General features: G+C 66.3%; 18 protein-coding genes, 1 tRNA gene, 1 pseudogene and 2 CRISPR repeat arrays (1 of these 22 only partly in view). Of the genes and pseudogenes, 13 read left to right on the top strand and 7 right to left on the bottom strand.

Translation table 11 applies throughout. The annotated features are described in order from the left end of the window. Nucleotides 1-117: direct repeats of the CRISPR family, unit length 29 nt; unit sequence GTGAGCCCCACGCACGTGGGGATGGACCG (it extends 1071 nt beyond the left edge of the window). 51 nt (nt 118-168) lie between these two features. The 4 genes from NI17_RS10685 (at nt 169) to NI17_RS10670 (ending at nt 3547) form a co-directional block, all read left to right on the top strand. Then, a complete protein-coding gene (locus tag NI17_RS10685; RefSeq protein WP_068690989.1) occupies nt 169-564 on the top strand; it encodes a hypothetical protein in 396 nt (131 codons plus the stop codon). A gap of 62 nt (nt 565-626) precedes the next feature. Beyond that, nucleotides 627-1334, top strand: a complete 708-nt coding sequence (locus NI17_RS10680) for a class I SAM-dependent methyltransferase (protein WP_119268068.1) — start codon at nt 627-629, stop codon at nt 1332-1334. 1441 nt (nt 1335-2775) lie between these two features. After that, a tRNA-Pro gene (locus NI17_RS10675) sits at nt 2776-2849 on the top strand. Between the two features lie 491 nt (nt 2850-3340). Beyond that, on the top strand, nt 3341-3547 hold the full coding sequence (locus NI17_RS10670) for a transposase (protein WP_267887194.1): 207 nt from the start codon (nt 3341-3343) through the stop codon (nt 3545-3547). A 236-nt stretch (nt 3548-3783) separates the two neighbouring features. On the opposite strand, the gene NI17_RS10665 is transcribed toward NI17_RS10670, so the two are convergent. Next, nucleotides 3784-4755, bottom strand: a complete 972-nt coding sequence (locus tag NI17_RS10665; protein WP_147416966.1) for a hypothetical protein — start codon at nt 4753-4755, stop codon at nt 3784-3786. A gap of 328 nt (nt 4756-5083) precedes the next feature. On the opposite strand from NI17_RS10665, the gene NI17_RS10660 reads away from it, so the two are divergent. Further along, nucleotides 5084-5704: a transposase gene (locus NI17_RS10660; protein WP_341721521.1), complete on the top strand. Its 621-nt coding sequence runs from the start codon at nt 5084-5086 to the stop codon at nt 5702-5704. A gap of 16 nt (nt 5705-5720) precedes the next feature. Here the strand turns inward: NI17_RS10660 and NI17_RS10655 are convergent, their stop codons facing one another. The 4 genes from NI17_RS10655 to NI17_RS10640 are packed head-to-tail and all read right to left on the bottom strand — an operon-like array spanning nt 5721 to nt 7686. Further along, nucleotides 5721-5945 carry a hypothetical protein gene (locus NI17_RS10655; RefSeq protein ID WP_119268070.1) on the bottom strand — a complete coding sequence of 75 codons (225 nt, stop codon included), beginning with the start codon at nt 5943-5945 and terminating at the stop codon, nt 5721-5723. Beyond that, nucleotides 5942-6709 carry a hypothetical protein gene (locus NI17_RS10650; protein ID WP_119268071.1) on the bottom strand — a complete coding sequence of 256 codons (768 nt, stop codon included), beginning with the start codon at nt 6707-6709 and terminating at the stop codon, nt 5942-5944. The genes NI17_RS10655 and NI17_RS10650 overlap by 4 nt, the downstream gene beginning before the upstream one ends. Beyond that, the gene (locus NI17_RS10645) at nt 6709-7047 is read right to left on the bottom strand and encodes a hypothetical protein (protein ID WP_119268108.1); all 339 of its coding nucleotides are present in this window, start codon (nt 7045-7047) and stop codon (nt 6709-6711) included. Before NI17_RS10645 ends, NI17_RS10650 begins: the two co-directional genes overlap by 1 nt. Nucleotides 7048-7068: 21 nt before the next feature. Next, nucleotides 7069-7686, bottom strand: a complete 618-nt coding sequence (locus NI17_RS10640) for a hypothetical protein (RefSeq protein ID WP_147416987.1) — start codon at nt 7684-7686, stop codon at nt 7069-7071. Between the two features lie 62 nt (nt 7687-7748). Here NI17_RS10640 and NI17_RS10635 point away from each other — a divergent pair, with 62 nt between their 5' ends. The 3 genes from NI17_RS10635 to NI17_RS10625 all read left to right on the top strand — a co-directional run bounded on the left by NI17_RS10635 (nt 7749) and on the right by NI17_RS10625 (nt 9605). Then, complete coding sequence (locus NI17_RS10635) at nt 7749-8285, top strand: C40 family peptidase (protein WP_243597680.1); 537 nt, start codon at nt 7749-7751, stop codon at nt 8283-8285. A 142-nt stretch (nt 8286-8427) separates the two neighbouring features. Then, nucleotides 8428-8664, top strand: a complete 237-nt coding sequence (locus tag NI17_RS10630) for a hypothetical protein (RefSeq protein ID WP_068694304.1) — start codon at nt 8428-8430, stop codon at nt 8662-8664. Nucleotides 8665-8666: 2 nt separating this feature from the next. Continuing rightward, entirely contained in the window at nt 8667-9605 is a 939-nt protein-coding gene (locus tag NI17_RS10625; protein WP_068694306.1) for a zeta toxin family protein, read from the top strand. Nucleotides 9606-10808: 1203 nt separating this feature from the next. On the opposite strand, the gene NI17_RS24705 is transcribed toward NI17_RS10625, so the two are convergent. Continuing rightward, nucleotides 10809-12236, bottom strand: coding sequence for a transposase (locus NI17_RS24705; RefSeq protein WP_170163095.1), 1428 nt, complete (start codon nt 12234-12236; stop codon nt 10809-10811). Nucleotides 12237-13460: 1224 nt separating this feature from the next. Here NI17_RS24705 and NI17_RS24450 point away from each other — a divergent pair. From NI17_RS24450 to NI17_RS10600, 5 genes and pseudogenes are all read left to right on the top strand, one after another. Continuing rightward, nucleotides 13461-14282 carry a helix-turn-helix domain-containing protein gene (locus tag NI17_RS24450; RefSeq protein ID WP_068694293.1) on the top strand — a complete coding sequence of 274 codons (822 nt, stop codon included), beginning with the start codon at nt 13461-13463 and terminating at the stop codon, nt 14280-14282. Further along, nucleotides 14275-15567 carry an AAA family ATPase gene (locus tag NI17_RS10615; RefSeq protein WP_068694295.1) on the top strand — a complete coding sequence of 431 codons (1293 nt, stop codon included), beginning with the start codon at nt 14275-14277 and terminating at the stop codon, nt 15565-15567. The genes NI17_RS24450 and NI17_RS10615 overlap by 8 nt, the downstream gene beginning before the upstream one ends. 414 nt (nt 15568-15981) lie before the next feature. After that, the gene (locus NI17_RS10610; protein WP_243597679.1) at nt 15982-16152 is read left to right on the top strand and encodes a hypothetical protein; all 171 of its coding nucleotides are present in this window, start codon (nt 15982-15984) and stop codon (nt 16150-16152) included. 605 nt (nt 16153-16757) lie between these two features. Continuing rightward, nucleotides 16758-17807, top strand: coding sequence for a tyrosine-type recombinase/integrase (locus NI17_RS10605; protein ID WP_147417009.1), 1050 nt, complete (start codon nt 16758-16760; stop codon nt 17805-17807). Nucleotides 17808-18243: 436 nt separating this feature from the next. Further along, a pseudogene (locus tag NI17_RS10600) lies at nt 18244-18561 on the top strand (DUF2637 domain-containing protein); the annotation flags it as partial. 263 nt (nt 18562-18824) lie between these two features. Continuing rightward, nucleotides 18825-19918: a CRISPR direct-repeat array (repeat unit 31 nt; unit sequence GTTGCTGCCCCTCGTAGGGGCGATGAGGAAC). Nucleotides 19919-20056: 138 nt separating this feature from the next. On the opposite strand, the gene NI17_RS10595 reads toward NI17_RS10600, so the two are convergent. Beyond that, the gene (locus NI17_RS10595; protein ID WP_243597710.1) at nt 20057-20227 is read right to left on the bottom strand and encodes a CRISPR-associated endonuclease Cas2; all 171 of its coding nucleotides are present in this window, start codon (nt 20225-20227) and stop codon (nt 20057-20059) included. Between the last annotated feature and the right edge of the window lie 77 nt (nt 20228-20304).

Below are 20304 nucleotides of genomic sequence, written 5' to 3'. Positions count from 1 at the left end.
CACGTCCACACCGATCGTCAGCGGTCCGTGAGCCCCACGCACGTGGGGATGGACCGTCCGGCAGCCAGGTGCGCACGAGCTGGCCGTCGTGAGCCCCACGCACATGGGGATGGACCGAGGCAGAGCAGACCAGCCTGGATTTCGACGCCTTCGAGGAGGAGACCGCTGATGAACGAGTACGCCCGGATCATCGAGGAGACCTGGCGCAGGGTACGGCCGGGCGAGATCGAGCAGATGTCCGACCCGGAGGCCTACCTGACCCGATTGGGGGAGGATGTCGAGGAGGAGATCACCGAACGGTGGCCCAGGCTGGCGGGCCCGGATCCGGAGCAGGAGACGCATCTGGAGAAGGTGGCGCGGCTGAACTGGGCACGCCAGCAGGCAGCCTCCCAGGTGGTGAGGGAGAAGCTGGAGGAACTGTTCGGCTCGGCAGTGGAAGAGGACTGGGAGAGCGAGGAGGACGAACCGGAGGCCGAGGAGAAGCTGACAGCACCGAGCAGCAGCCAGATGGAGGACAGCCGCGACTGGCTGGCCCGGGAGTTGGGGATGGGTCCCAGAGCCTGAGTAGGCCGCGGTTTCGCCCCACCGGACAGCACGCCTTGGCCCCCGAGGGGGCCAAGGAGCGGGTGCGTGCCAACCTAGACGCGCTGGGTCTGCTGCGCGTCCTGCAGTCCCGGCAGACCCCGCCCACCGCGGACGAACAGCGGGTCTTGGCCCGCTGGTCGGGCTGGGGAGCAGTCCCCCAGGTCTTCGACCCCCGCAACGAGGAGTTCGTGGCCGAACGCGCCGAGCTGCGTTCCCTGCTGAGCGTGGCCGACTACGCGGCTGCGCGCCGCACCACCCTCAACGCCCACTACACCGACGCCTCACTGGTGCAGGCGATGTGGCAGGGCCTGCGCGAACTCGGCTTCGCGGGCGGCAACGTCTTGGAGCCGGGCTGCGGATCGGGCAACTTCATCGGGTTTGCTCCGCAAGACACCCCGGTGTCGGTGCACATGGTGGGGGTGGAGCTGGACGCCACCACCGAGGCCATCGCCTTCTACCTGTACCCCGACGCCCAGGTGCTGCACGAGTCCTTCGGAGACACCTTCATCCCCGAAGGGGAGTTCGACGCGGCCGTGGGCAACGTGCCCTTCGGCAACTACCGGATCTACGATCCGGAGTACAACCGTGAAGGCCTCAGCATCCACAACCACTTCATCAGCAAGGTGAGCCCCACGCACGTGGGGATGGACCGTTGTTCACCGCCTCCGGGTCCTCCGGGAGGAGGTGAGCCCCACGCACGTGGGGATGGACCGATTCAGAGCTGCGCAGGGGAGGCGGGTGCCCCATGAGCCCCACGCACGTGGGGATGGTCCCTCGAGCCCCGGGAGTCCCTGGCTGTCAACAGCCGTGGAACTCCTGGTAGGACTGTTCTCACCACAAGACCGCGTCCACTGCGCCAGAGGCTTCACGGTGGTTCCCTGTTCTGCCGTGCTCGGCCACCTGGCCCGCCTGTTGGCCGCCCACCGCCGCACCATCGGTACTCCGCGCTGTTCCCAGGCACTGACTTCGTTCCGCCAGGCGGTCTTGGTCCTGCGCCACTTCCACGACGGCAGCCGCATCCACACTTCGGCCCGCGGCCACGCCGCCAATCCGGCCACCGCCTGTCGCTATGTGCGCGAAGGCATCCACGTGCTCGCCGCCCAGGTCCCGACTCGCACCAGGCCCTGGATGAGCTGCGCGAGCTGGGCGAGTTCCTGGTCGTTGTGGACGGCAGGGTCTTTGCCCCCACCCGGTGTGCGGAACAGAGTGAGCGCGGCGCGGACGGGCACTCGGCGCACAGGCACCGTCACGGTGCGGGCCTTCGACGCCGACGCCGCATCAACCTCCGACATCTGCGCGAGGACCGGATGAGACCGCAGCAACTGTGGCCGGACCTAAGACCCGCATCCCGCAGGGCGCACTCCGCCTGACCTCCCGGATATACGTCGACGGATTCCTACGATCGGTCAGATCCCATCGCGCGGTTTTGAGTGACCGAAATCCGTCCCAGCATGGTGCGCGGGCAGCGGATACGGGCATCCGGCAGCCGTCTCGTGGAACGCGACCGGCAGGTCTCCACGGGATCTGGTGCGCTCGAGGCCAGAGGGCCCGGCTCCGGGCGTGGTCGGTCCCCACCGGTGGCGTCCGAGGATGCTCCGGCCTTCGGGCCGGAGGTGAATCAAGTTGTGAATATCCCGCCCGGCTGCCGGAGCGGGCGCTGACGGTCCTCGATGTACTGGCGCAGCACGGTCAACGGAGTTCCGACCGGTCCGGAGAAGCAGTCCCGGCCACAACCGCCCGGCCCGCCAGCGGCGGCGCTCCGGTTCGGCCCGCGTGGCTTCTCCGGGCGTCAGGCCGCAGCCGATGCGGTCCTGGCGGCGCCGGGTGTCGACGGTTTCGGTGCTGATGTCCAGATCGCGTGCCACGTCCGCGACCAGTCTCGACCAGGTCCAGGACCTTGCGCCGGAGCTCGGTCGGGTATCCGCGGCGTCCCACGATGCCCTCCTCTGGTCAGGTGGTACCAGAGTCCAGGAATCCGACTCCACGGAACACATAGGTCCGCGGTTCTGCGGGACGTGTGCAGGGCTGGCGTGGTCATCCGCGTTCCGCCCGGGCGTCCCGTCGTTGCCCTCCCGCACCGCTTCCGACGTCCCGAGTGCGTGCCCCCTTCAGGGGCGCGAAAACTGTCACGACCATGCCGTGTGATGCGCTAAGGTTGAACCCGTTGGCGGGCGCAAGGGCCGCTGGCACCGGGACGTAGCGCAGTTTGGCAGCGCACTTGACTGGGGGTCAAGGGGTCGTGGGTTCAAATCCCGCCGTCCCGACGCAGGTCAGAACGGGTTTCCCAGCTTCGGGAAGCCCGTTCTGTGCGTCTGGTGGAGTCGCGGCGTTCAGCGCCACTCCACCCCTTCGGATGTGTCTCTCGTCATCCTCTTTCCCAGGATCTGATCCATCGCCTGCACCGCTGAGCGGCGCACCGGCCGCGACCGATGCCGGTGACCCGCTCGGTGGTGTGGTGCCGTCGTGGTCGGCCAGCAGACTGATCGCCTCGATCGGAACGCCGCGGTCCGACAGCAGGCTGACAAAAACTGTGCCGCAGTTCGCGGGCCGTCCGCTCCTTCTCCTCCAGTCCGGCCGCTCTGAAAGGGTGGCTGGAATGTCCTGGGGTGGGTGGCGGAGCCGTGACGGCCCGACGACGTGCTAGTCCCGCCGCTCCGCTGGACGCGGAAGGGTGATCGCTGTACCGGTTTCCCGGGTCAAGACCTGGGGGCGCCCCGCGGTTTCGTGGCCGCCGCGAGATCAGCAACGTGCTGGCCTGTCGGGTGGGCGCAGGAGGTGCCCGGCGGCTGCTTCCGCCGCGGTGGTGCCCCGCCGCTGGGTGGTGGAACGGACCTTCGCGTGGCTGGACCGCTACCGCCGCACGGCCAAGGACTACGAGTATCTGGCCTCGGTTTCGGAGAACGTTCTCTACCTCGCGATGAGCCCCACTCTGCTACGCCGCCTGAGCCAGCTACCAAAGTAACCCTTTTTAGACACCCTCTCAGAATTTCTTACACAGCCAGTCCGGGATGTATTCCTCTCCGTGCGGAAAGTGCTTCATGTCCTAGACCTATCTGGTGCCAATCGGGGAGAAAGCGGATTCTGCCTCGTTGTCGTAGTCGTAGAAAAATTGCTGGAAACTGGGTGATCCAGGATGAAGCAGGCCGAGCAGCAAGTTCCTCTCCTCTGGGATGGAAATGTTCGTCCGCGTGAAGTCCATCAGGGTGTCTTCGGAGCCTGCCGGAGAAGGATCTTCCGAACCACTTCCCCGAGTTCTGTCTCGGTGTCGGGAGTCGGGCTCCGATAGAGCAGTTTATGGGGAGATCCGGATTTCGGAGCGAACAATCCCTCCTCGCCGAGACGAAGTATTTGTGAAGTGATTTTCATTTCCTGGTCGGTCGCCTGGATCAAGAAACAGGAGACTCTGTCCACAAACTGTTCCCTGGTTACCTGCAGAAAAGACAGGATGACGTCCTCGAAAGGAATAGACGCGGGGGCTTGGACGACTGCAGATCGTTCGAGGATAGCGGTGGCCAACTGGCCGACGATGGCCTCGTCAACGTGTTCTGCCATAAAGCCAACCAGAGGTGACCCTGTGGATTCGGTTCCTCCTCGAGTGACGGGTTCGAGGACCACTCTTCTCCCTGCAGCGTAGATTCGACAGTTTCCGTCGAGAGTTCCAGTCGGTTTGCCCAGGTCTTCTTGATACTCAGTCAACACCGAGGTGATTTTCTGACGAAAAGCCTCGTCGTAGATATCAGCGGGGGGAGAGATGCTGCGTATGCCCCGTCCGGGAACGAAAAGATCGTACACAGTGTCGCCGTCTCCGGCATAGACCATGGCGAGGTTCGTTTCGGTCATCTTCGGAAATACAAGACTCCCGAGGCTCCTCAGAAACTCCTCAGTTCTCTCTTCGATCACCCCCCTGAACTCCAGGGAAATCTCGTACTCGAATCTTTCCAGTGCCGTCTCCTCCAGTGTGCCCGGATCTCCGAATTCCAGAAGATCTGTCGGCCCCAGAAGCACGTCAAGATCCCCGGGGATCCCGGTCAGCGATTCGAGATTCGATCTAAAGAACGCAGACTTGGTGGAAACACTGCAGAGTCTGGATCCCAGAACCGTCGCCAACAGATAGGAGACGCGCCCGATCCCCTGACCAGTTCGGGTGTAGACCTTTACGGAGTTTGCCATCTTTCTCCATCCCAGTATCGAACAATGTTTCCGTTTTCGTATATCTCTTTATTCTTGTAGGTTATCTTTGATCCATCCTGGGTGTAGATGTCTATCTGTCCAATAAACCCAATCCTTTCATCGTTCGCCTTGATGTATCGACCGACTCGCCCCTCCAGTCCTTGGATGGCGACATCTTTCGATATACTCCCCCTGGCGTCGACTGCAATATTTCCTTCCTCGTAATAATCCCCTCTAATGCTGTCGAACTTTTTAAACCCCTCTCTGATTTGCTGGTCGACGCTGTTGGGGCCCGGGCACCGGGCGCGGGCGGTTCAGCGCGACGAGAGTGCGATCACCGACTGGGGGTGCCGGGACTGGCCGGTGGTCAAAAGACTGCGGGCGACCTGGGCGCCTGGATCGTCGTCGAGGACGAGTCCGGGCAAGGGGCTCAGGGCCGCCCGGGGCACGGACGTGGAGCAGACGCGGACACACTCCGGTGAGTGCTGCGCCGGCACAGCAGGGGCGGGTCACCGCCGCCCCGGCCTGCCACCGCGGCGGCTGTGTGTCCCGGCTGTTCTCCCGCACCCGCGTGGAACACCAGAAGTCCGGGGAGAACGCCTCCTTCACCGAGGCCGACTCCATCGCACTGCTCGATGCCGCGCATCGACGGTTGGGCGGCTCGGTCGTGCTGGTCTGGGACAACCTCAACCGGCACACCAGCGCGGCGATGCGCCGCCGCCTGTGTGGTCGGGACCGGCTCAGCGTGGTGCGTCTGCCCGCTCACTCACCCGGACTCAACCCGGTCGAGGGTGTGGGGGCGGTCCTCAAACGCGGTCTGGGCAACCTGGCGGTTGCCCACATCGACGAGCTTGCCGAACTGGTCGCCCGTCGGCTCGCACCGGTGCGGTGCCGGCCCGCCCTGATTGATGGATTCCTCGCCGGAGCCGGACTCACCCTTGAGCCGTAACCCCACAAATTTAACCTCAGTTGTCGTCCTCGGTCACTTCTGTCTTTGTCTTGCAGAAGATGGTGGCCTGCTCACCGGTCTCCCACCCGAGCCTGTTCTCTAGATCTGCGGTGTGTTCAGCCCATCCGTGGTCGCGCAGTTCTTCTGGCGAGTGCGGGTCGAAGGCGTCGGCGGCGGCCGACGACGCGGTCATCAGCACCGCGAGAACCGTGCAGACAACAACGATCCAGGCGCGCTTCATTCGCTGTCGTCCCATTCAGGGAAGGAGATCGGCGTCCATGCGGGGTTGTCCAGAGTGTAGTTCTCCTCTTCGTACACGTAGAAGTCCTCCGAGGAGGGGTCCTGGTTCTCCTCGACCACCCAGTCGCCGGAGCGGAGCGTGGGGTTCCAGCGCATCAGGCGGCCGTGGATGTAGCGCCGCTTGAACACCAGTCCCTTGCCGTCGCTGATCTCCTCGGTGGCCAGAATCTGCACGCGTACCGTGGAGGAGTCGGTCTCTTCCCACCACACTCCGATGGGAGTGATGTAGAAATAGGAGCCCGCCGCGGGAAAGGATTCCTCATCGAAGGTGGTTCCGTCGGGCCGGTTCCAGTCGATCTCATGGGCACGAAGGGGCAGGATGTACTGCTTGACCTCCTCGGTGGTGATCTCACCGCCGTGGTAGACGCCGATGGCCTCCGCCAGGGCCTGGGCGTCATTGGTCGAGAGTGCCTGGACGGCGGCGATGGCCGCCGAGACGGCGCCTTCGGGGGTGCGGGGATAGTTCACCTGGTACTGGCCCAGAGCCAGGTTCTCTCCGGCCAGGGGCACGAAGGTGTCCGCTGTGGCGGAGGGGGCCGGGCTGGCCTGCGGGCTCGAAGACGCCGTCGGAGTCTGCGCGGTGCCGGCCCGGCCCAGCAGCCAGCCGACGACCAGGGCCAGCACGACCAGGAACGCGGCGGCGGCCAGGAGAAGACGGCGGCGGGTGCGTGCGGCCCGGGCGGCGATCTGTGCGGGTGTGGACATCAGGTCGCGAACAGTCCGGCGACGATGGAGGTGGCCATGACCACCAGGCAGGCGCCGAAGATCACCGAGACCGCGTGGCGCAGGCCGTCAGCGGATGTCGCCGACCGGGACGCCAACTTGCCGACCATCAGCATGATCCCCGAGGCGACCAGTCCGAAGAACGCCACGAGCGCGGCGATCCAGTAGGCCCATCCGATCCAGGTGGTGGCGTACTCGTCCAGGCCGGGCGGCGCGACCGCCGGGGAGTCCCAGTCCGGATAGTTGCCTCCCGGGGCCGGGGACTCGGTCGTGTCCGCCAGGAACAGGGCAGCGTCCGTCAGCAGCAAGAGCGGTTCCATGGTGGGGTCTTCCGTGTCGGCTCACGCGCTGGTGAGCGGGGAGGAGGAGGTGTCCAGAACCAGAGAGGGCACCGACTCCGGGCGGGGGGAGTGCGCGGCGAGGTACGTCGCGGTGCACAGGATCTGGCGGATCCGGGTCAGCGTCCGGCGCGCCCGAGCGACGTTTCGGCCCCTGCCCCGCAGTGCCTCGGCGGGCTCATAGACCATGCGCAGGCCGGGCAGGTAGGGAACCTCCAGCGTCCATTCCACCCGCTCGGCCAGGGCGTGGGTGTGCCGCACCACGGTCGGCGGTGGGGGCAGCGGGGCGTCGCGCACCACCAGCAGCACCGGACGCGCCAGCGTGTGCGGCCACCGGGAGATCACCGCGGAGGCGTCGACCAGTCCACGCACGGTCGAGGGGGCCACCACCACCTGCTGGACGTGGGGATCGTCGTCCAATCTGCGTGCCTGGGCGACGTACAGCGTCAGGGGGATGTCCTCTCCCACCGCCTGCAGCAGGTCCCGGACGAGAAGCGCATGGCCGAGGTGTTCGGGGGCGGCAGGAATCAGCACGGCATCGTGGGAGGCCCTTCTCTGACTTCTGAAGGAGTCCTGCGACCGCCCCACGTCCCACAGTGAAGAGGACGAGTTCTCGGTCATGGATCGCATCCTGCCGTTCTCACATTACGGTCAGTCGACACTGTAAGTACGACGCCATTCCCGTGGCGACGGCTGGAGGCTACGGCGCGGGCGCCTCAGGAGCCGCCGCTACGGCGATCGCCTGGGCCACCCAGCACGTGGGATCGCCGTACGTGTGGGGCGGCCAGTGCATGGACCCCCTGAAAACCATCGAGGGCCCGCGCGGCGACCCCACCGCGAAGGACAGGTACCACAACTGCGACTGCTCCTCCCTGGTCCAGCAGGCCTACGCCGCCGCCGGGGTGTCCCTGACGCGCACCACCACGACGCAGTTCGCGCAGGACGACCTGCTGGCCATCGAACCGGTCAACGGCCGCGGCTCCGCACTGACCGACCAGGACCTGGCCGCCCTGCAACCAGGAGACCTCATCTACTTCGCCTCCGAAGGCGCCCCCGGCGCTCCCCCGACCCACGTCGGCATGTACCTGGGCAACCGGCAGATGATCCACGCCCCCAACTCGCGACGCGACATCGAGATCATCGATTTGAAGGCCGACCGGGGCGGCTACTACATGGGCGGAGGAGCCCGCTACTGGGGCACCCGGCGCGTGGTCGACTGATCGTCGACGAAACCATTCTCAGCCCCGCCCTTGACCCCCGAGACGACACGAGGTGAGATCACCGAGACGAGGAGCAGCAGTAACGGTCGGTCAACGCCGTGAAGCCGACCAGAACACGAACACGACCCCTTCGGAGGTTCCGTTGAGCACCGACGACATCAACGTTCTGTACGACGTCCTCTGCGACACCGCGACCGCGCTCACCGGCCGCTACATCGAGTTGGGCAGGGCCGCCAAGACCCCCGAGGAAGAGGAGTACTGGAGCAGCAGGATCATGGCCCTGCGCAATGAACGCCGCAGCGTTGATCACAACGACCGTGAGGCCATCCGCGAACACACCCGCCGCTGGGTCCGCGAACTGGAAGAACTGGAACGTTGACGGTGCCCGAAGAATACGCCCTCAGCCACGAACGACTCGACTACTTCTTCGAACGGCCCAGACGCAGTGTCCGCGACTTCGTCTTCGGAGAGTACTCCGCCACCCCGGACGATCCGGTGCTGGTGCTTCTTGGAGGACAACCCGGGGCGGGCAAGAGCCGCGCCGTCGAGAGTGTCAAGGAACGCCACCCCGATCGTCTCGTCCCGATCATCGGCGACGACCTGAGGCCCTTCCACCCCCGCTATCGCGAGATCGTGCGCACGGACATCCTGGCCATGCCCGACGCCACCGCCCAAGCCTCCGGGGAGTGGGTGAAACGGTCACTGGAGTACGCCCTCCAGGAGCGCTACAGCGTCCTGCTGGAAGGAACCTTCCGCAATCCGCTCATGATCGTGCAGACCGCGCAAAGGTTCAAGGAGGCGGGCTACCGGGTGGAGGCGATCGGACTGGCCGTCCCCGAGCGCACAAGCCTGCTGTCCACCGTGGACCGTTTCTTGAAGGCCCCGGAAACAGCGGCCCGCTGGACCCCGGCAGAGGCGCACGAGATCTCCTATCGGATGGTCCCGGCCACGCTTCAGGCCCTGGAGGACAGTCCCCACATACAACGCCTGGACATCACCAACCGGGCGGGGGAGGTGTTGTTCACCAACACTCGCACCCCCACCGGGGGGTGGACCGATCCGACACCGGGAGCGGCCGCGGCCGCCGCCAAACGCGAACGCGACGCCCCCTTGACACCGGATACCGCCTGCACCTGGCTGGAGGCCTACGTGGCCGGTACTACGGTGCGCCCTCCATGTCTGTTTCGGCCAAGGGAAGCAGTTATGCCGCGGTACAGCAGAGGAACCCCTACTCCGGTCCCTCTAGGAACCCCGGAGAAGAAGCGGTCAGCAACGCAAGAAGTGGGCAGAGTTGGTGGCAGTCCGCAGGGAACTCGGTAAGAGATTCTTGGAACTCGGTAACCGACCACGTCTCTGGAATGACCTGGAAAGATTGGGCGAAAATCGGAGTCGGTATCGTTTCTGGAATTGCGATTACAGCGTGCCTCGCTGCTACTGCCGGAATATGTGCTGGCCTGGGTGGCTTGATTGTCGTGGGAGCGATCGGTGCAGGGGTGAATGCAGTGAACCACTATCTCTCCAGGGGAGAAAACTTTTGGTAGCTACGCTGTAGAAGCTGCTACGGCCGGTGCGTCGGCAATGATTTTAGGGGGGCCGGAAGATGGATTGCGTCCCTTTTGGGAAAGGTGGGTCCCAATATTGCCTTCGGGGAGGCTTTGCATCTTCCATTTAGGTATAGGCCTGGAGCGCATCGCCGGTCCAATGTCATCCACCATTGGGGATTTGGTGGGAGGCACGCGTGGCGAGACGTCCCTTTCATGTGCAAAGAGGGGGTGTCGGCTTGCCTGGAAGTCGACACCCCAGGCTGGAGAAAAATGAGAAAATTACTCATAGTGCTGTGGTTTTTGTTTTTCTGTTTCTCTTTCTACTATTCTCGGGATATTTCTGAACCGCTGCTTGATGAATATTTTAGTGGTGTGGCTACAAAGTTTCTTGCCTTTCTGGTTTCAACTCTTCTGGCTTCTATTGCAATGGCTGGCTTGCTCTACAATATAGCCGCTTTTAGGCGAGAGAAAGAAAAATAAATCTCCTTTGGTTTGGGGGTGAATTTCAAGTTCTGTTCAGTGGTGGATAAGTGAATTTTTCATCCTGCTTCGCAGAGTTGAAAGACCAGCACTGCTCTGACGAGTTCACCGGGTGCGATACGGGCAGTACCGCACCCGGTGGAGGGATGCCAGTTCTTCTGAACGAGTACAAAACCGCCCCCGGAGACTGGCCGACACGGGCTCTTGCCGGCCAGGGTGAGCAGTCCCGCAGTCTGGATCCACTCGGCGAATCGCCGGATGCGGGCAGCCCGGAGGCTGCACTGCTCCCAGCAGTGCCTCGAAGGCTCGCAGCAACTCCCCGTCCGGGGAGGTGACCACATGCACATTCCTCCCATGCCGACGGGATTTGCCCGAGGGGACGGGTACTCGGTCGCCAGGCGTTCACCAAAGCAGGGGCCGTCCACTGTGGAGGTGTGGTCTTGCAACGGGCCTGGCGTAGCCCTTGCTTCAGAAAGGAGCTGGTTGGGTGAGTAGATTGTCAGCGGCCACCAGGAATGGCTCTGATCCAGTCTGTGTGAGGCCGCCGCGTTCTGTCACGGTGTGTAGAGGATGCGGCGGCGCGGCAGCTCGAGTCCGGCACGGCCGTCCCCGGCCCTTTTTGAGCGCCTTGATCCGGCACACGTTGCCTTCCACACGGTCGGAGTTCCATTCCGGGGTGAGTCCGGTGGTCACCGCGTCGAAGTCCTGGCGCAGCCCGCGGGTGAGGCTCTGCATCGGCTGCCTCTCGGTCGCCTCGGCGCTGGCCAGCCACGTCTTCAGGTCCTGCCTCTTCTTTCTCCCGCATCATCGTGGCGAAGGAGCGCACGCACTTAGCAACCTGCTCCAGCTGCGGACACCGGCTCAGCAGCTCCTTCAACCGCACCTCCTCCTCGGGTTTCAACCGGCTGGGCGGGCTGGTGATCGGTCCGGTGGCCTGGCGGACGGTCAGCGCCTCGGGCACCGGGGGTGCGGGCCGCCCGCTGGTCCGGAGCGGCTCGAGGTCGCCGGGTGTGTTCGCTGCCCTGGTAGCCCCGCTCGCGGATCTCCGCGCACAGCCGGACCGCGTCCGTGTATCCCTCGTTCCACCACTGGTGCGGGTAGGCCGGGTAGGGGTGGAGGAGGGTGGCCCGGCGTCCGTCGCCGGCGGGCAGGTCCTCCGGGGTCGGGGCGTGCGCGTAGCGGCGGACGGTCCTGCGGTCGAAACCCAGGGCATCGGCGATCGCCGAGATACCCGGTCCCCTTGTCCGGCAGGGCGTGGACCGCAGCATGTCGTTTCCGCCTGTGAGCAGCCCGAACCCTCTATCGCTGCCGGGGTCGGCGTTGGCTCCGTGTCGGTCTGCGCGGGTTCGGAGGCTGGTTCGGCGAGGCAGCCGCGGTGGGCGGCCACGCACTTGTCGACCGCCTCGCACAGGTTTTTCCACAGGTGGAAGCGGTCCGCGACCTGCACCGCGCCGGGTACGGCGGAATGGGCGGCCTCGGCGTAGGCGCTGGCCCGGTCCCGGCACACGATCTCCACGCCTGGGTGGTCGCGCAGCCAGGCGGCGAAGGGGTCGGCCGTGCGGTCGGGAAGGACGTCGATGCGGCGGCCGGTCTCCATGTCCAGCAGGATCGTGGCGTGGACGTGGCCGCGTTTGAGGGCGAAGTCATCCGCCCCCAGGAGGCGGGAAACGCTGGTCGGCGGCTCGTCGGGCAGGGCGTGCAGGATCCTGATCAGGGAGTTCGGGCTGGTGGGGGCGCAGAGCGTGCGGGCCAGGCGGGCTCCGGGGCGTCCGACCAGCCAGAGCGCGACGGCCTCCAGAGTCTGGTGGTGGTGGGGTGTGGGGGCGGGTGAGTCCGTCGACCTGTTCGGCGAAGGTGCGGCGTTCGCACGCAGTGCTGGCGCAGCGGAACCGGTGGACGCGCAGGTGGATGGCGGTGGGCTGGCCACCGATGGGGGGTGTCCTGGAGTCGGCGCTGGTAGTGGCCGTGGACGTGGGTGGAGACGGTTCCGCAGTCGGGGCACGGGGCCTGGCGGGTGGTCGTTGCGGCCTCGATGAGCAGCTCGCCGCCACTGGCGGTCACGGCGTCCACACGGACGTCACGCAGATGGGGCAGGAGCGTGCGTAGGGGGTCGTGGTCACACGAACCGACATCCTGGCAGCGATGGTCACCCTGCATGGCGGCTCCACACAGATTGGATCAGAGCCGTATCTACTGTCCACTGTCATCTCCCGGAAAAGACCGCCGGGACCGCCGCCCCGCGGCGTGCCCACCGCATCAGCGCCCCCGCCCGGAGCACGTTGGAGCCCGACGCCCCGGTTCCACCGGGCTCCGCGGTGTCGCGGAAGGTGCCGGCAAGCCGCTGCCGCCGAGCCCGCACCCGATGGCACGGGAAGACCCGTAGCACAGCCCCAGGGCATCTCGAACCGGCGCCTCCGCGCGCTTCACGACAAACAGCAGCCACCATATGTCTTTTCCTGATGCCGCCCGGGCCTGTTAGTGGCCAGTTGAGATTCCCCGGAGGCGGCCAGTTGCTGGGGAGCTATCTGGCCATCCGACACCACATCGGGTAGCCAAGCGTGTGGAGCAGGTCGGACTGATTCGTGTGGTGGTGGCGAGGGCGGTCCGACGCACAGCGATCGGCCCCTGGAAGGCGACGACACAGGTCCGCGGGGGTAAGCGAGAGCGCCGACGCGGGAGTTGTCCTGGCGCGTTCTGAGGCCGCCGTCAGTGCGATGCGTTCTCGACGGCCCGTTGTCGTCACCCAATGTCGTGATGGCCGCCAGTGGGGACCACAAGTGGCCGCCCACGGGGAGCGACAACCGGCCGTACTCGCGGAATTCCTGGTGGCCGCTGACACGGGCCCCGGCGGTCACAGGATCAGCCGCGCGCCCTCTTGCCTTCTCGGTGAGAGGAGTCAGCATGCCACGCGGAAACGGGACGATCGACCCAGAGCAGCCCCCTCGGGCTACCCGTGAGGCGGCCAGGACGGTATCCGCCCCTGCCCGCCCGCCGTGACGGCTACTGTCCCACCGCCCTGTCCCGGCGCGACCGGACGCGCGGCAACACCCCTGCCCGCGTCACCGGCCCGCACCACCGAGGCCGCCCGCCGCAGGAAACCGGCCCCGCCGACACCGCCCCGCAGAACCAGCAACCACAAGGGGGAACCGCCGTGAGCCAGGAAGCCCTCCGATGGGTCATCGAGTCGGCCCCGCCGTTTCCACCCCACCTGTTCGCCGTGCTGACGGTGCTGGCCTGGCACGCCGACAGCAACGGCCGCGGCTCCTACCCCTCAGTGCCCACCATCGCGGCCCGCGTACGCAAAACACACCGGACGGTCCGCCGGGACCTGCGCGAACTCAAGGAATTGACGCTGATCCGTCCCGGCGACCCCACCCTCGCTTCCCACATCCCCGCCGACCGACGCCCAGAGGTCTACGACCTGGCGATCGAACAGACCGCCCCCCGAGAACGAGACGGGGCCGACCTGACGCCCGCCTCCCCCCGAACCCCGACATCCGGAAACGGCACGAAAAAGAACCGCAACTCGCCCCACCAACCCCCCACCAGAAACACCCACCATGACGCCCCCGCCAGCCCGGACACAGACACCACCCCGACCCCAACCTCCACCCCACCGGAATCCCCGCAGGTCACCACCCCCCACACGGCAGGACACGGACGTCCGCCCGGACACGCACACCCCCCAAACCAGGGTGGTGATGATCCCCACCCCGCACGCCACACCGCCCGCACGAACCCCGTCGACATCGTCATGGCCCACACCGACGCAACCGCAACCGAAGCCCGCGCCGTCGTCGACCTGATCCGCCGCACCTACAACCCCACCACCATGCGCGGCTACCTCACCACCATGGCCGCCAACGACACCCTCACCGACGCCCTCGAGACGATCCGCTGGGAGACGAACCAACCCCGACCTGCCGACCTCACCCGGATCCCGGTCCGCGACAGGTGGCTCTACCGTGACTGACCCGGACCTTCCCCCGCACAGCATCGATGCCGAACAGGCCACCCTCGGCGCGATGCTCATCTCCGAATACGCCGCCCTGCAGATCTGCGAGATCCTCACCGCAGGCGACTTCTACCGGCCCGCCCACCAACTGATCTTCACCGCCGTCAACCGGGTCCGCACCGACCTCGGCGGCCCCGACCCCGTCGCCACCGCAGAAATCCTGCGCGCCGACGGCGACCTCGAACGGTGCGGCGGAGCCCCCTACCTGCACACCCTCGTCGCCACCGTCGCAGCACCCATGAGCGGCCCCTACCACGCCCACCGGGTACGCGGATACGCCGCGACCCGCCGCCTCATCACCGCCGGACACCACATCGCCCAACGCGGCTACGAGGCCGCCATGGGCGACGACCCCATCGCCACCGTCGCCGGCCTCACCGACACGGCCATACGCGACCTCGAAGCCGTCCGCGACTTCGAACTGGACGACAACACCCCCACCCCCACCATCGAGGAATTCCTCGCCGTCCACGACGAAGAATACGACTGGATCGTCCCCCACCTGCTGGAACGCGGCGACCGCCTCATCCTCACCGGCGGGGAGGGCACCGGCAAGTCCACCCTCTTCCGCCAACTGGCCCTGACCATCGCCGCGGGATGCCACCCGTTCGGTGCCTCTCCCATCACACCGCGCCGGGTACTGATCATCGACTGCGAGAACTCCGAACGGCACCTACGGCGCCGCCTGCGCGACCTGACCGACCAAGCAGCCCGCATCGGATACCCGATCCCCGCGTCGGGCCTGTGGATCGAATGCCGCCCCGAAGGCATGGACCTGGCCCGGGACCGGGACGTGTCGTGGCTGATGCAGCGGATCGCGCGGATCCGCCCGGACGTGGTCACCATCGGACCGCTGTACCGGCTCGTGCCCCGCGCCATCAACAGCGACGACGAGGCAGCGCCGATCCTCGCCGCACTGAACCTGATCCGCGCCCGGGGGGCGTGCGTGCTGCTGGAAGCGCACGCCGGACACGCCACCACCGGCCAGGGCGGCTCCCGGGACCTGCGCCCGCGCGGCTCCTCGGCGCTGATGGGATGGCCGGAGTTCGGCTACGGGCTGCGCAAGACCGAACCCCGCCTGGGGGCGGACGGCGCCCACCACCGGCGTGTGGAGTTGGAGCCGTGGCGCGGCGACCGTGACGAGCGTGAATGGCCGCAGGTGCTGGAAGCGGGAGGCCGGTGGCCATGGATGGAACCACAGTCACTGGCAGTGAACCCGTATACGGCAAGGGGCGCCCGGTGACCCAGAAGAACGCCTCTGCCTGGATCTTTCTCGCTCAACTTCTCCGAGGGAGACGAAACCACGCAGTGGCGAGTCCCGGACCGCGTGGTTTGACCGTCCTGCTGTCTTGTCTGACGGGGAAACACTCACTCATGCGCGGGGAGCATTCGGTAACGAAGATCCCAGCATCGCCGTGTCTGGGACCATCCCCGCACGCGCGGGGAGCACACTGAGGTTTTCTCAACGAATATGGGCTGGGCGGTGGGGCGAGGGCGGGATCGAGGGCGGGATGGTGAGAGGGGGCCCTGGCTCCTGACAGGCGTGAAGCCCCTGATAGGACGGTTCTCACCACAGGACCGCGTCCACTGGACCAGAGGCTTCACGGTGGTTCCCTGTTCTGCCGTGTTTGATGTTCCCCGTCCCGGGGTCACCTACTTGGCTCGCCTGCTGGCCGCTCATCGCCGCGCTCTTGGCACGCCCCGCCGCTCCCGGGCACTGACTCCGGTTCGTCAGGCACTGCTGGTGCTGTGCTGGTTCCGTGGCGGCAGCCTCGTCACCGCCCCGGCCCGCGACCACGCCGTCAGCCGGGCCACCGCCTACCGGTAGGCGCACGAAGGCACCCACGTGCTGGCCGCCCAGGTCCCGCAACCACGCCAGGTCCTGGACGAGCTCCGTGACCAGGGCAGGTCCCCGGTCGTCCTGGACGGCAAGGTCTTCGCCACCACCGGCTGTGCGGAACCCAACGACCGCGGCACAGACGTGTGGTATTCGGCGCACAAGCACCACCATGGTGCGGGCGTGCGGTTCCTCGCCGATGCCGCCGGCCATCCGCTGTGGGCCTTTGAGGCCGTGCCGGGATCCACGGTTCGGCCTCACCGCCGCGCGCATCCACGCCCTGCCGCTGCCGCGGTATGCGGCCGCCCACGAAGGCCTGGTCGTGTTGACCGACGGCGCCGAAGCCAGGCGCCCACACGCCGATTCGGGCTTCCCGGGAGGTGTCGTATGCGCGCATGCACGCCGACAACCGGACCGACAACCGACTGCTGCGGGCCGTGCGCGCGGTGGTGAACGCGCCATGGCCGTACTGGTGGGCCGCCACACCGCGCTGCGCCGCATCAGCCTCAGCCCCTCTGTGGTCGGCCGCATCGTCCAGGCCGCCCTGGTCCTCCACCGCTACGAACACCCAATTCGTTGAGAAAACCTCAGTGAGAATGAACGAGATTCGTCCAGGCCATGTCCAGGAATGGGTGCGTGCGCGGCAGCAGGACGGCCTTGCGGCTTCGACGATCCAGCGGATCGTCACCGTCCTCGGCGCGATATTCTCTACAGCCCTGTTGAACCAGATCATCTTCATCCACCCGTGCGAAGGCGTCGTCCTGCCGAAGGTCGGCCGCAAGCCCCTGAAGACCATCACCCCGGAGCAGTTCGGCGAGTTCTACTCCCACATCGACGGTGAGGTCTTCCAGCTTCTGGTCGAGGTCGCGATCGAGCCCGGGCTGCGCTGGGGCGAGCTGAGCGAGCTGCGGATGAAAGACCTGGAGCGGCCGAGCGGCATCCTCACCGCCAGCCGCGCCGCGGTCGAGATCGCGCCTCGCCTCCACTCCACCGGCGGCCGGTTCCTCGCCAAGGACTATCCCAAGGACGGCAAGTTCCGCCGCCTGAAGCCACGCCGCCCGCTGGTGACCAGGATCGCAGCGTTCGCCCTGGCCAACGGCATCAGGGACGAGGACCTGCTGTTCCAGTTCCCCGACCACGACGATGCTCCGATCCCCGAACTCCCCGACGGGGTGGACCTGGGGATGACCCCGCCCAACGACAAGGGCCGCCGCTACCGGCACGGGACCACAGCGGCCTACACCAACGGCAAGTGCCGCTGCGAGTACTGCCGCACGGCGTTCGCCCGCTACCGGGCTCTGCGCCGGGCCGAAGGCAAGGACCAGCCCCGCAGGCGCCGCCAGGTCAACACCGACGGCCACATCCCCGCCCAGTGTTTCCGCACCAACATCTGGCACCCGGCCCGCGAGGAGGCCGACCTGCCCAAGGACATCACGCCATACAAACTCCGCCACGCCCACGCATCCTGGCTCCTGGCCGGCGGAGCCGACCTCATGGTCGTCAAGGAGCGCCTCGGCCACGCATCGATCACCACGACCGAGCGCTACCTGCACACGCTCCCCGACGCCGACGACACCGCACTCGACGCACTCGCCAACATCCGAGGACGCGCTAGGAGGTACACCGATCAGCGGTCCATCAGCTAGGAGCTGTCCCGGACCGTTGATCACGGGACACCCCCTGAAAAGGGCCTCGTGGGGATGTACTCAGGTCAAGCAGGACTCGTGAGGACTGCGCCGCGGCGGCCTTCACTCGGCCTTCCTGTCCGGCTCGGAGAACCGGTCGTGGGTCTGTGTCGACTCGGATGCGGCCCCATCAGCACAGGAGTGCGGTCCTCCTCCTCGGACCAGTCGGGGCTTTCAGCCGGGACCTGACTCGGTTGGAAGCCTCGACCAGGTGGCGTACCCGCTCAACGTCCGAACAACTGGGACGGGCTCTCGCGCTCTGTCGACAGCCACCGGTCTTTACTGTCACGGAACTGCCCCCGTCCGCTCTTCTCTTTCGACGGAAGGAAGGAGTGGTATGCGGCAGACGACCCAACCGGAACCCTAGGATCTCCGCGCCGACCGGGTGATCCGTGAGATGACCAAGGCCGTGGTCTGCGGAGTTGCCGCTGTCGCGGCCGTGGTCTCCTACCGCCACGGCTACGCGGTGGTCAGCGCCTACGGCGAGGACGGCATCACCGCGTTCATGATCCCCCTGACCATCGACGGGCTGGTGTACGCCTCCTCCATGGTCCTGCTCGACGCCGCGCGCAACACCCGACATGCCCCGGTCCTGGCCTGGTTACTGCTGTGGCTGGGCATCACCGCCACACTCGCGGCCAACATCGCCCACGGCCTCCACCACGGCCCTGTTGGAGCCGTGGTCGCCGCGTGGCCCGCCATCGCCCTGGTCGGCTGCTACGAGATGTTCATGGGGCTGGTGCGCTCCACCAGTCGGCAGCACGGGGACCAGCACGGACCAGACCTGGTCCAGCAGGCGCTGACGGCCTACAAGGAGAGTATCGAAACCGGAGAACGACTGTCGGAACGCAAACTCGCGAAGAGATTCGGCAGATCCCGCCGCTGGGCGAAAAAATCATCAAAAGCACCGAAACCGCAGAGCACAACTGAACAACCCGTCTCTCACCTCACCACACTTCCTTCATTGGAATGGAACTTGTTGCTGCCTCTCGTAGGGGCGATGAGGAACCCGTGATCTGCCAGGACCGGGCGGTGGCCCGGCTACCAGTTGCTGCCCCTCGTAGGGGCGATGAGGAACCGCAACGCTTCCTCGTGGAGGCCGCGGACGCCTAGTTGCTGCCCCTCGTAGGGGCGATGAGGAACGTGGACCATCCGCCAGGCGGTCGCCCTACTGGAGGTTGCTGCCCCTCGTAGGGGCGATGAGGAACCCGTAGGAGTCGGTGTAGTCGCGGGTGAACAGGCAGGGTTGCTACCCCTCGTAGGGGCGATGAGGAACCCTGCTGGCGCACCTGATGGACCGAAATCTGGAGTGTTGCTGCCCCTCGTAGGGGCGATGAGGAACCCAGGCGTCGCGCCCGCGGCGGCGTAGTCACACCGGTTGCTGCCCCTCGTAGGGGCGATGAGGAACGTGGGGCCACGGTGGTTCCGCTGTTCAATAACCAGTTGCTGCCCCTCGTAGGGGCGATGAGGAACCGCAACGCTTCCTCGTGGAGGCCGCGGACGCCTAGTTGCTGCCCCTCGTAGGGGCGATGAGGAACTGGCACCCCGACCGCGAGGGCATCGGCGTCGTGCCGTTGCTGCCCCTCGTAGGGGCGATGAGGAACGGAAGTTCCCGTCCGAGCTGCGCAAAGAGCTGCGGGTTGCTGCCCCTCGTAGGGGCGATGAGGAACCAGGGACGGGGTGGGGATGTCGGGGTCGGGGTCGGGTTGCTGCCCCTCGTAGGGGCGATGAGGAACCTCACCGGCCACATCAACACGATCCGCCAGCACCCGTTGCTGCCCCTCGTAGGGGCGATGAGGAACCCACATGAACCAGTTCCGGGCCCTCCTCACCAACCCAGTTGCTGCCCCTCGTAGGGGCGATGAGGAACACGATGTGGAATGCCCACTGTGCGCATGGGAGCAACCCCAGTTGCTGCCCCTCGTAGGGGCGATGAGGAACGCGTAGAGGCGGCCCTCCTCGTCGGAGCTGAGCACCTGTTGCTGCCCCTCGTAGGGGCGATGAGGAACCACCACCAACTCAAGCGCACCGTCGCCTACGAGTTGCTACCCCTCGTAGGGATGATGAGAGATTCCAGGGTAAAGCCGCTGGTCGCTTCCGGTCCCAGGGGTCGGTTTCGACGGCTTGTTCAGCGGGCCTCCGGTCGTGCATCAGACCCCCGCGTGTCGCTGAAAAACGGAGGCTGGCGGGGTAACAGGATATCGCTGGGGCTAGTCGGTCGAGTCCGATGGTGTGGTGGCGAAACTCAGCACCAAGAGGAAGCTTGTAGACGATGACGTGGTCGTCCCGTGGTCAATGAAGTCGCTGACACCGCTCTGGAAACGACGGAGTTGAGCTGGCGAGAGTTGCCCTTCGAAAACACTGCGCTGTACATGGTGCAGGCAGCGGCGGCAGGTGCGCAGAATCTTCAGGTTGTGGTCCTGGGCCGTGCCGCAGACGGCAATGACGCGCGTCCCCG

Origin of the sequence: Thermobifida halotolerans, assembly GCF_003574835.2 — a bacterium.
Classification (GTDB): Bacteria; Actinomycetota; Actinomycetes; order Streptosporangiales; family Streptosporangiaceae; genus Thermobifida; species Thermobifida halotolerans.
Note: the sequence above shows the minus strand (reverse complement) of the source record. Positions and strands in the feature narration are given on the sequence as shown.

Bases quoted from the DNA above. Each gene is read 5' to 3' on its own strand.
- NI17_RS10685 (WP_068690989.1), top strand. From the start codon at position 169: ATGAACGAGTACGCCCGGATCATCGAGGAGACCTGGCGCAGGGTACGG.
- NI17_RS10665 (WP_147416966.1), bottom strand. From the start codon at position 4,755: ATGGCAAACTCCGTAAAGGTCTACACCCGAACTGGTCAGGGGATCGGG.
- NI17_RS10655 (WP_119268070.1), bottom strand. From the start codon at position 5,945: ATGAAGCGCGCCTGGATCGTTGTTGTCTGCACGGTTCTCGCGGTGCTG.
- NI17_RS10650 (WP_119268071.1), bottom strand. From the start codon at position 6,709: ATGTCCACACCCGCACAGATCGCCGCCCGGGCCGCACGCACCCGCCGC.
- NI17_RS10645 (WP_119268108.1), bottom strand. From the start codon at position 7,047: ATGGAACCGCTCTTGCTGCTGACGGACGCTGCCCTGTTCCTGGCGGAC.
- NI17_RS10640 (WP_147416987.1), bottom strand. From the start codon at position 7,686: ATGACCGAGAACTCGTCCTCTTCACTGTGGGACGTGGGGCGGTCGCAG.
- NI17_RS10605 (WP_147417009.1), top strand. From the start codon at position 16,758: ATGAACGAGATTCGTCCAGGCCATGTCCAGGAATGGGTGCGTGCGCGG.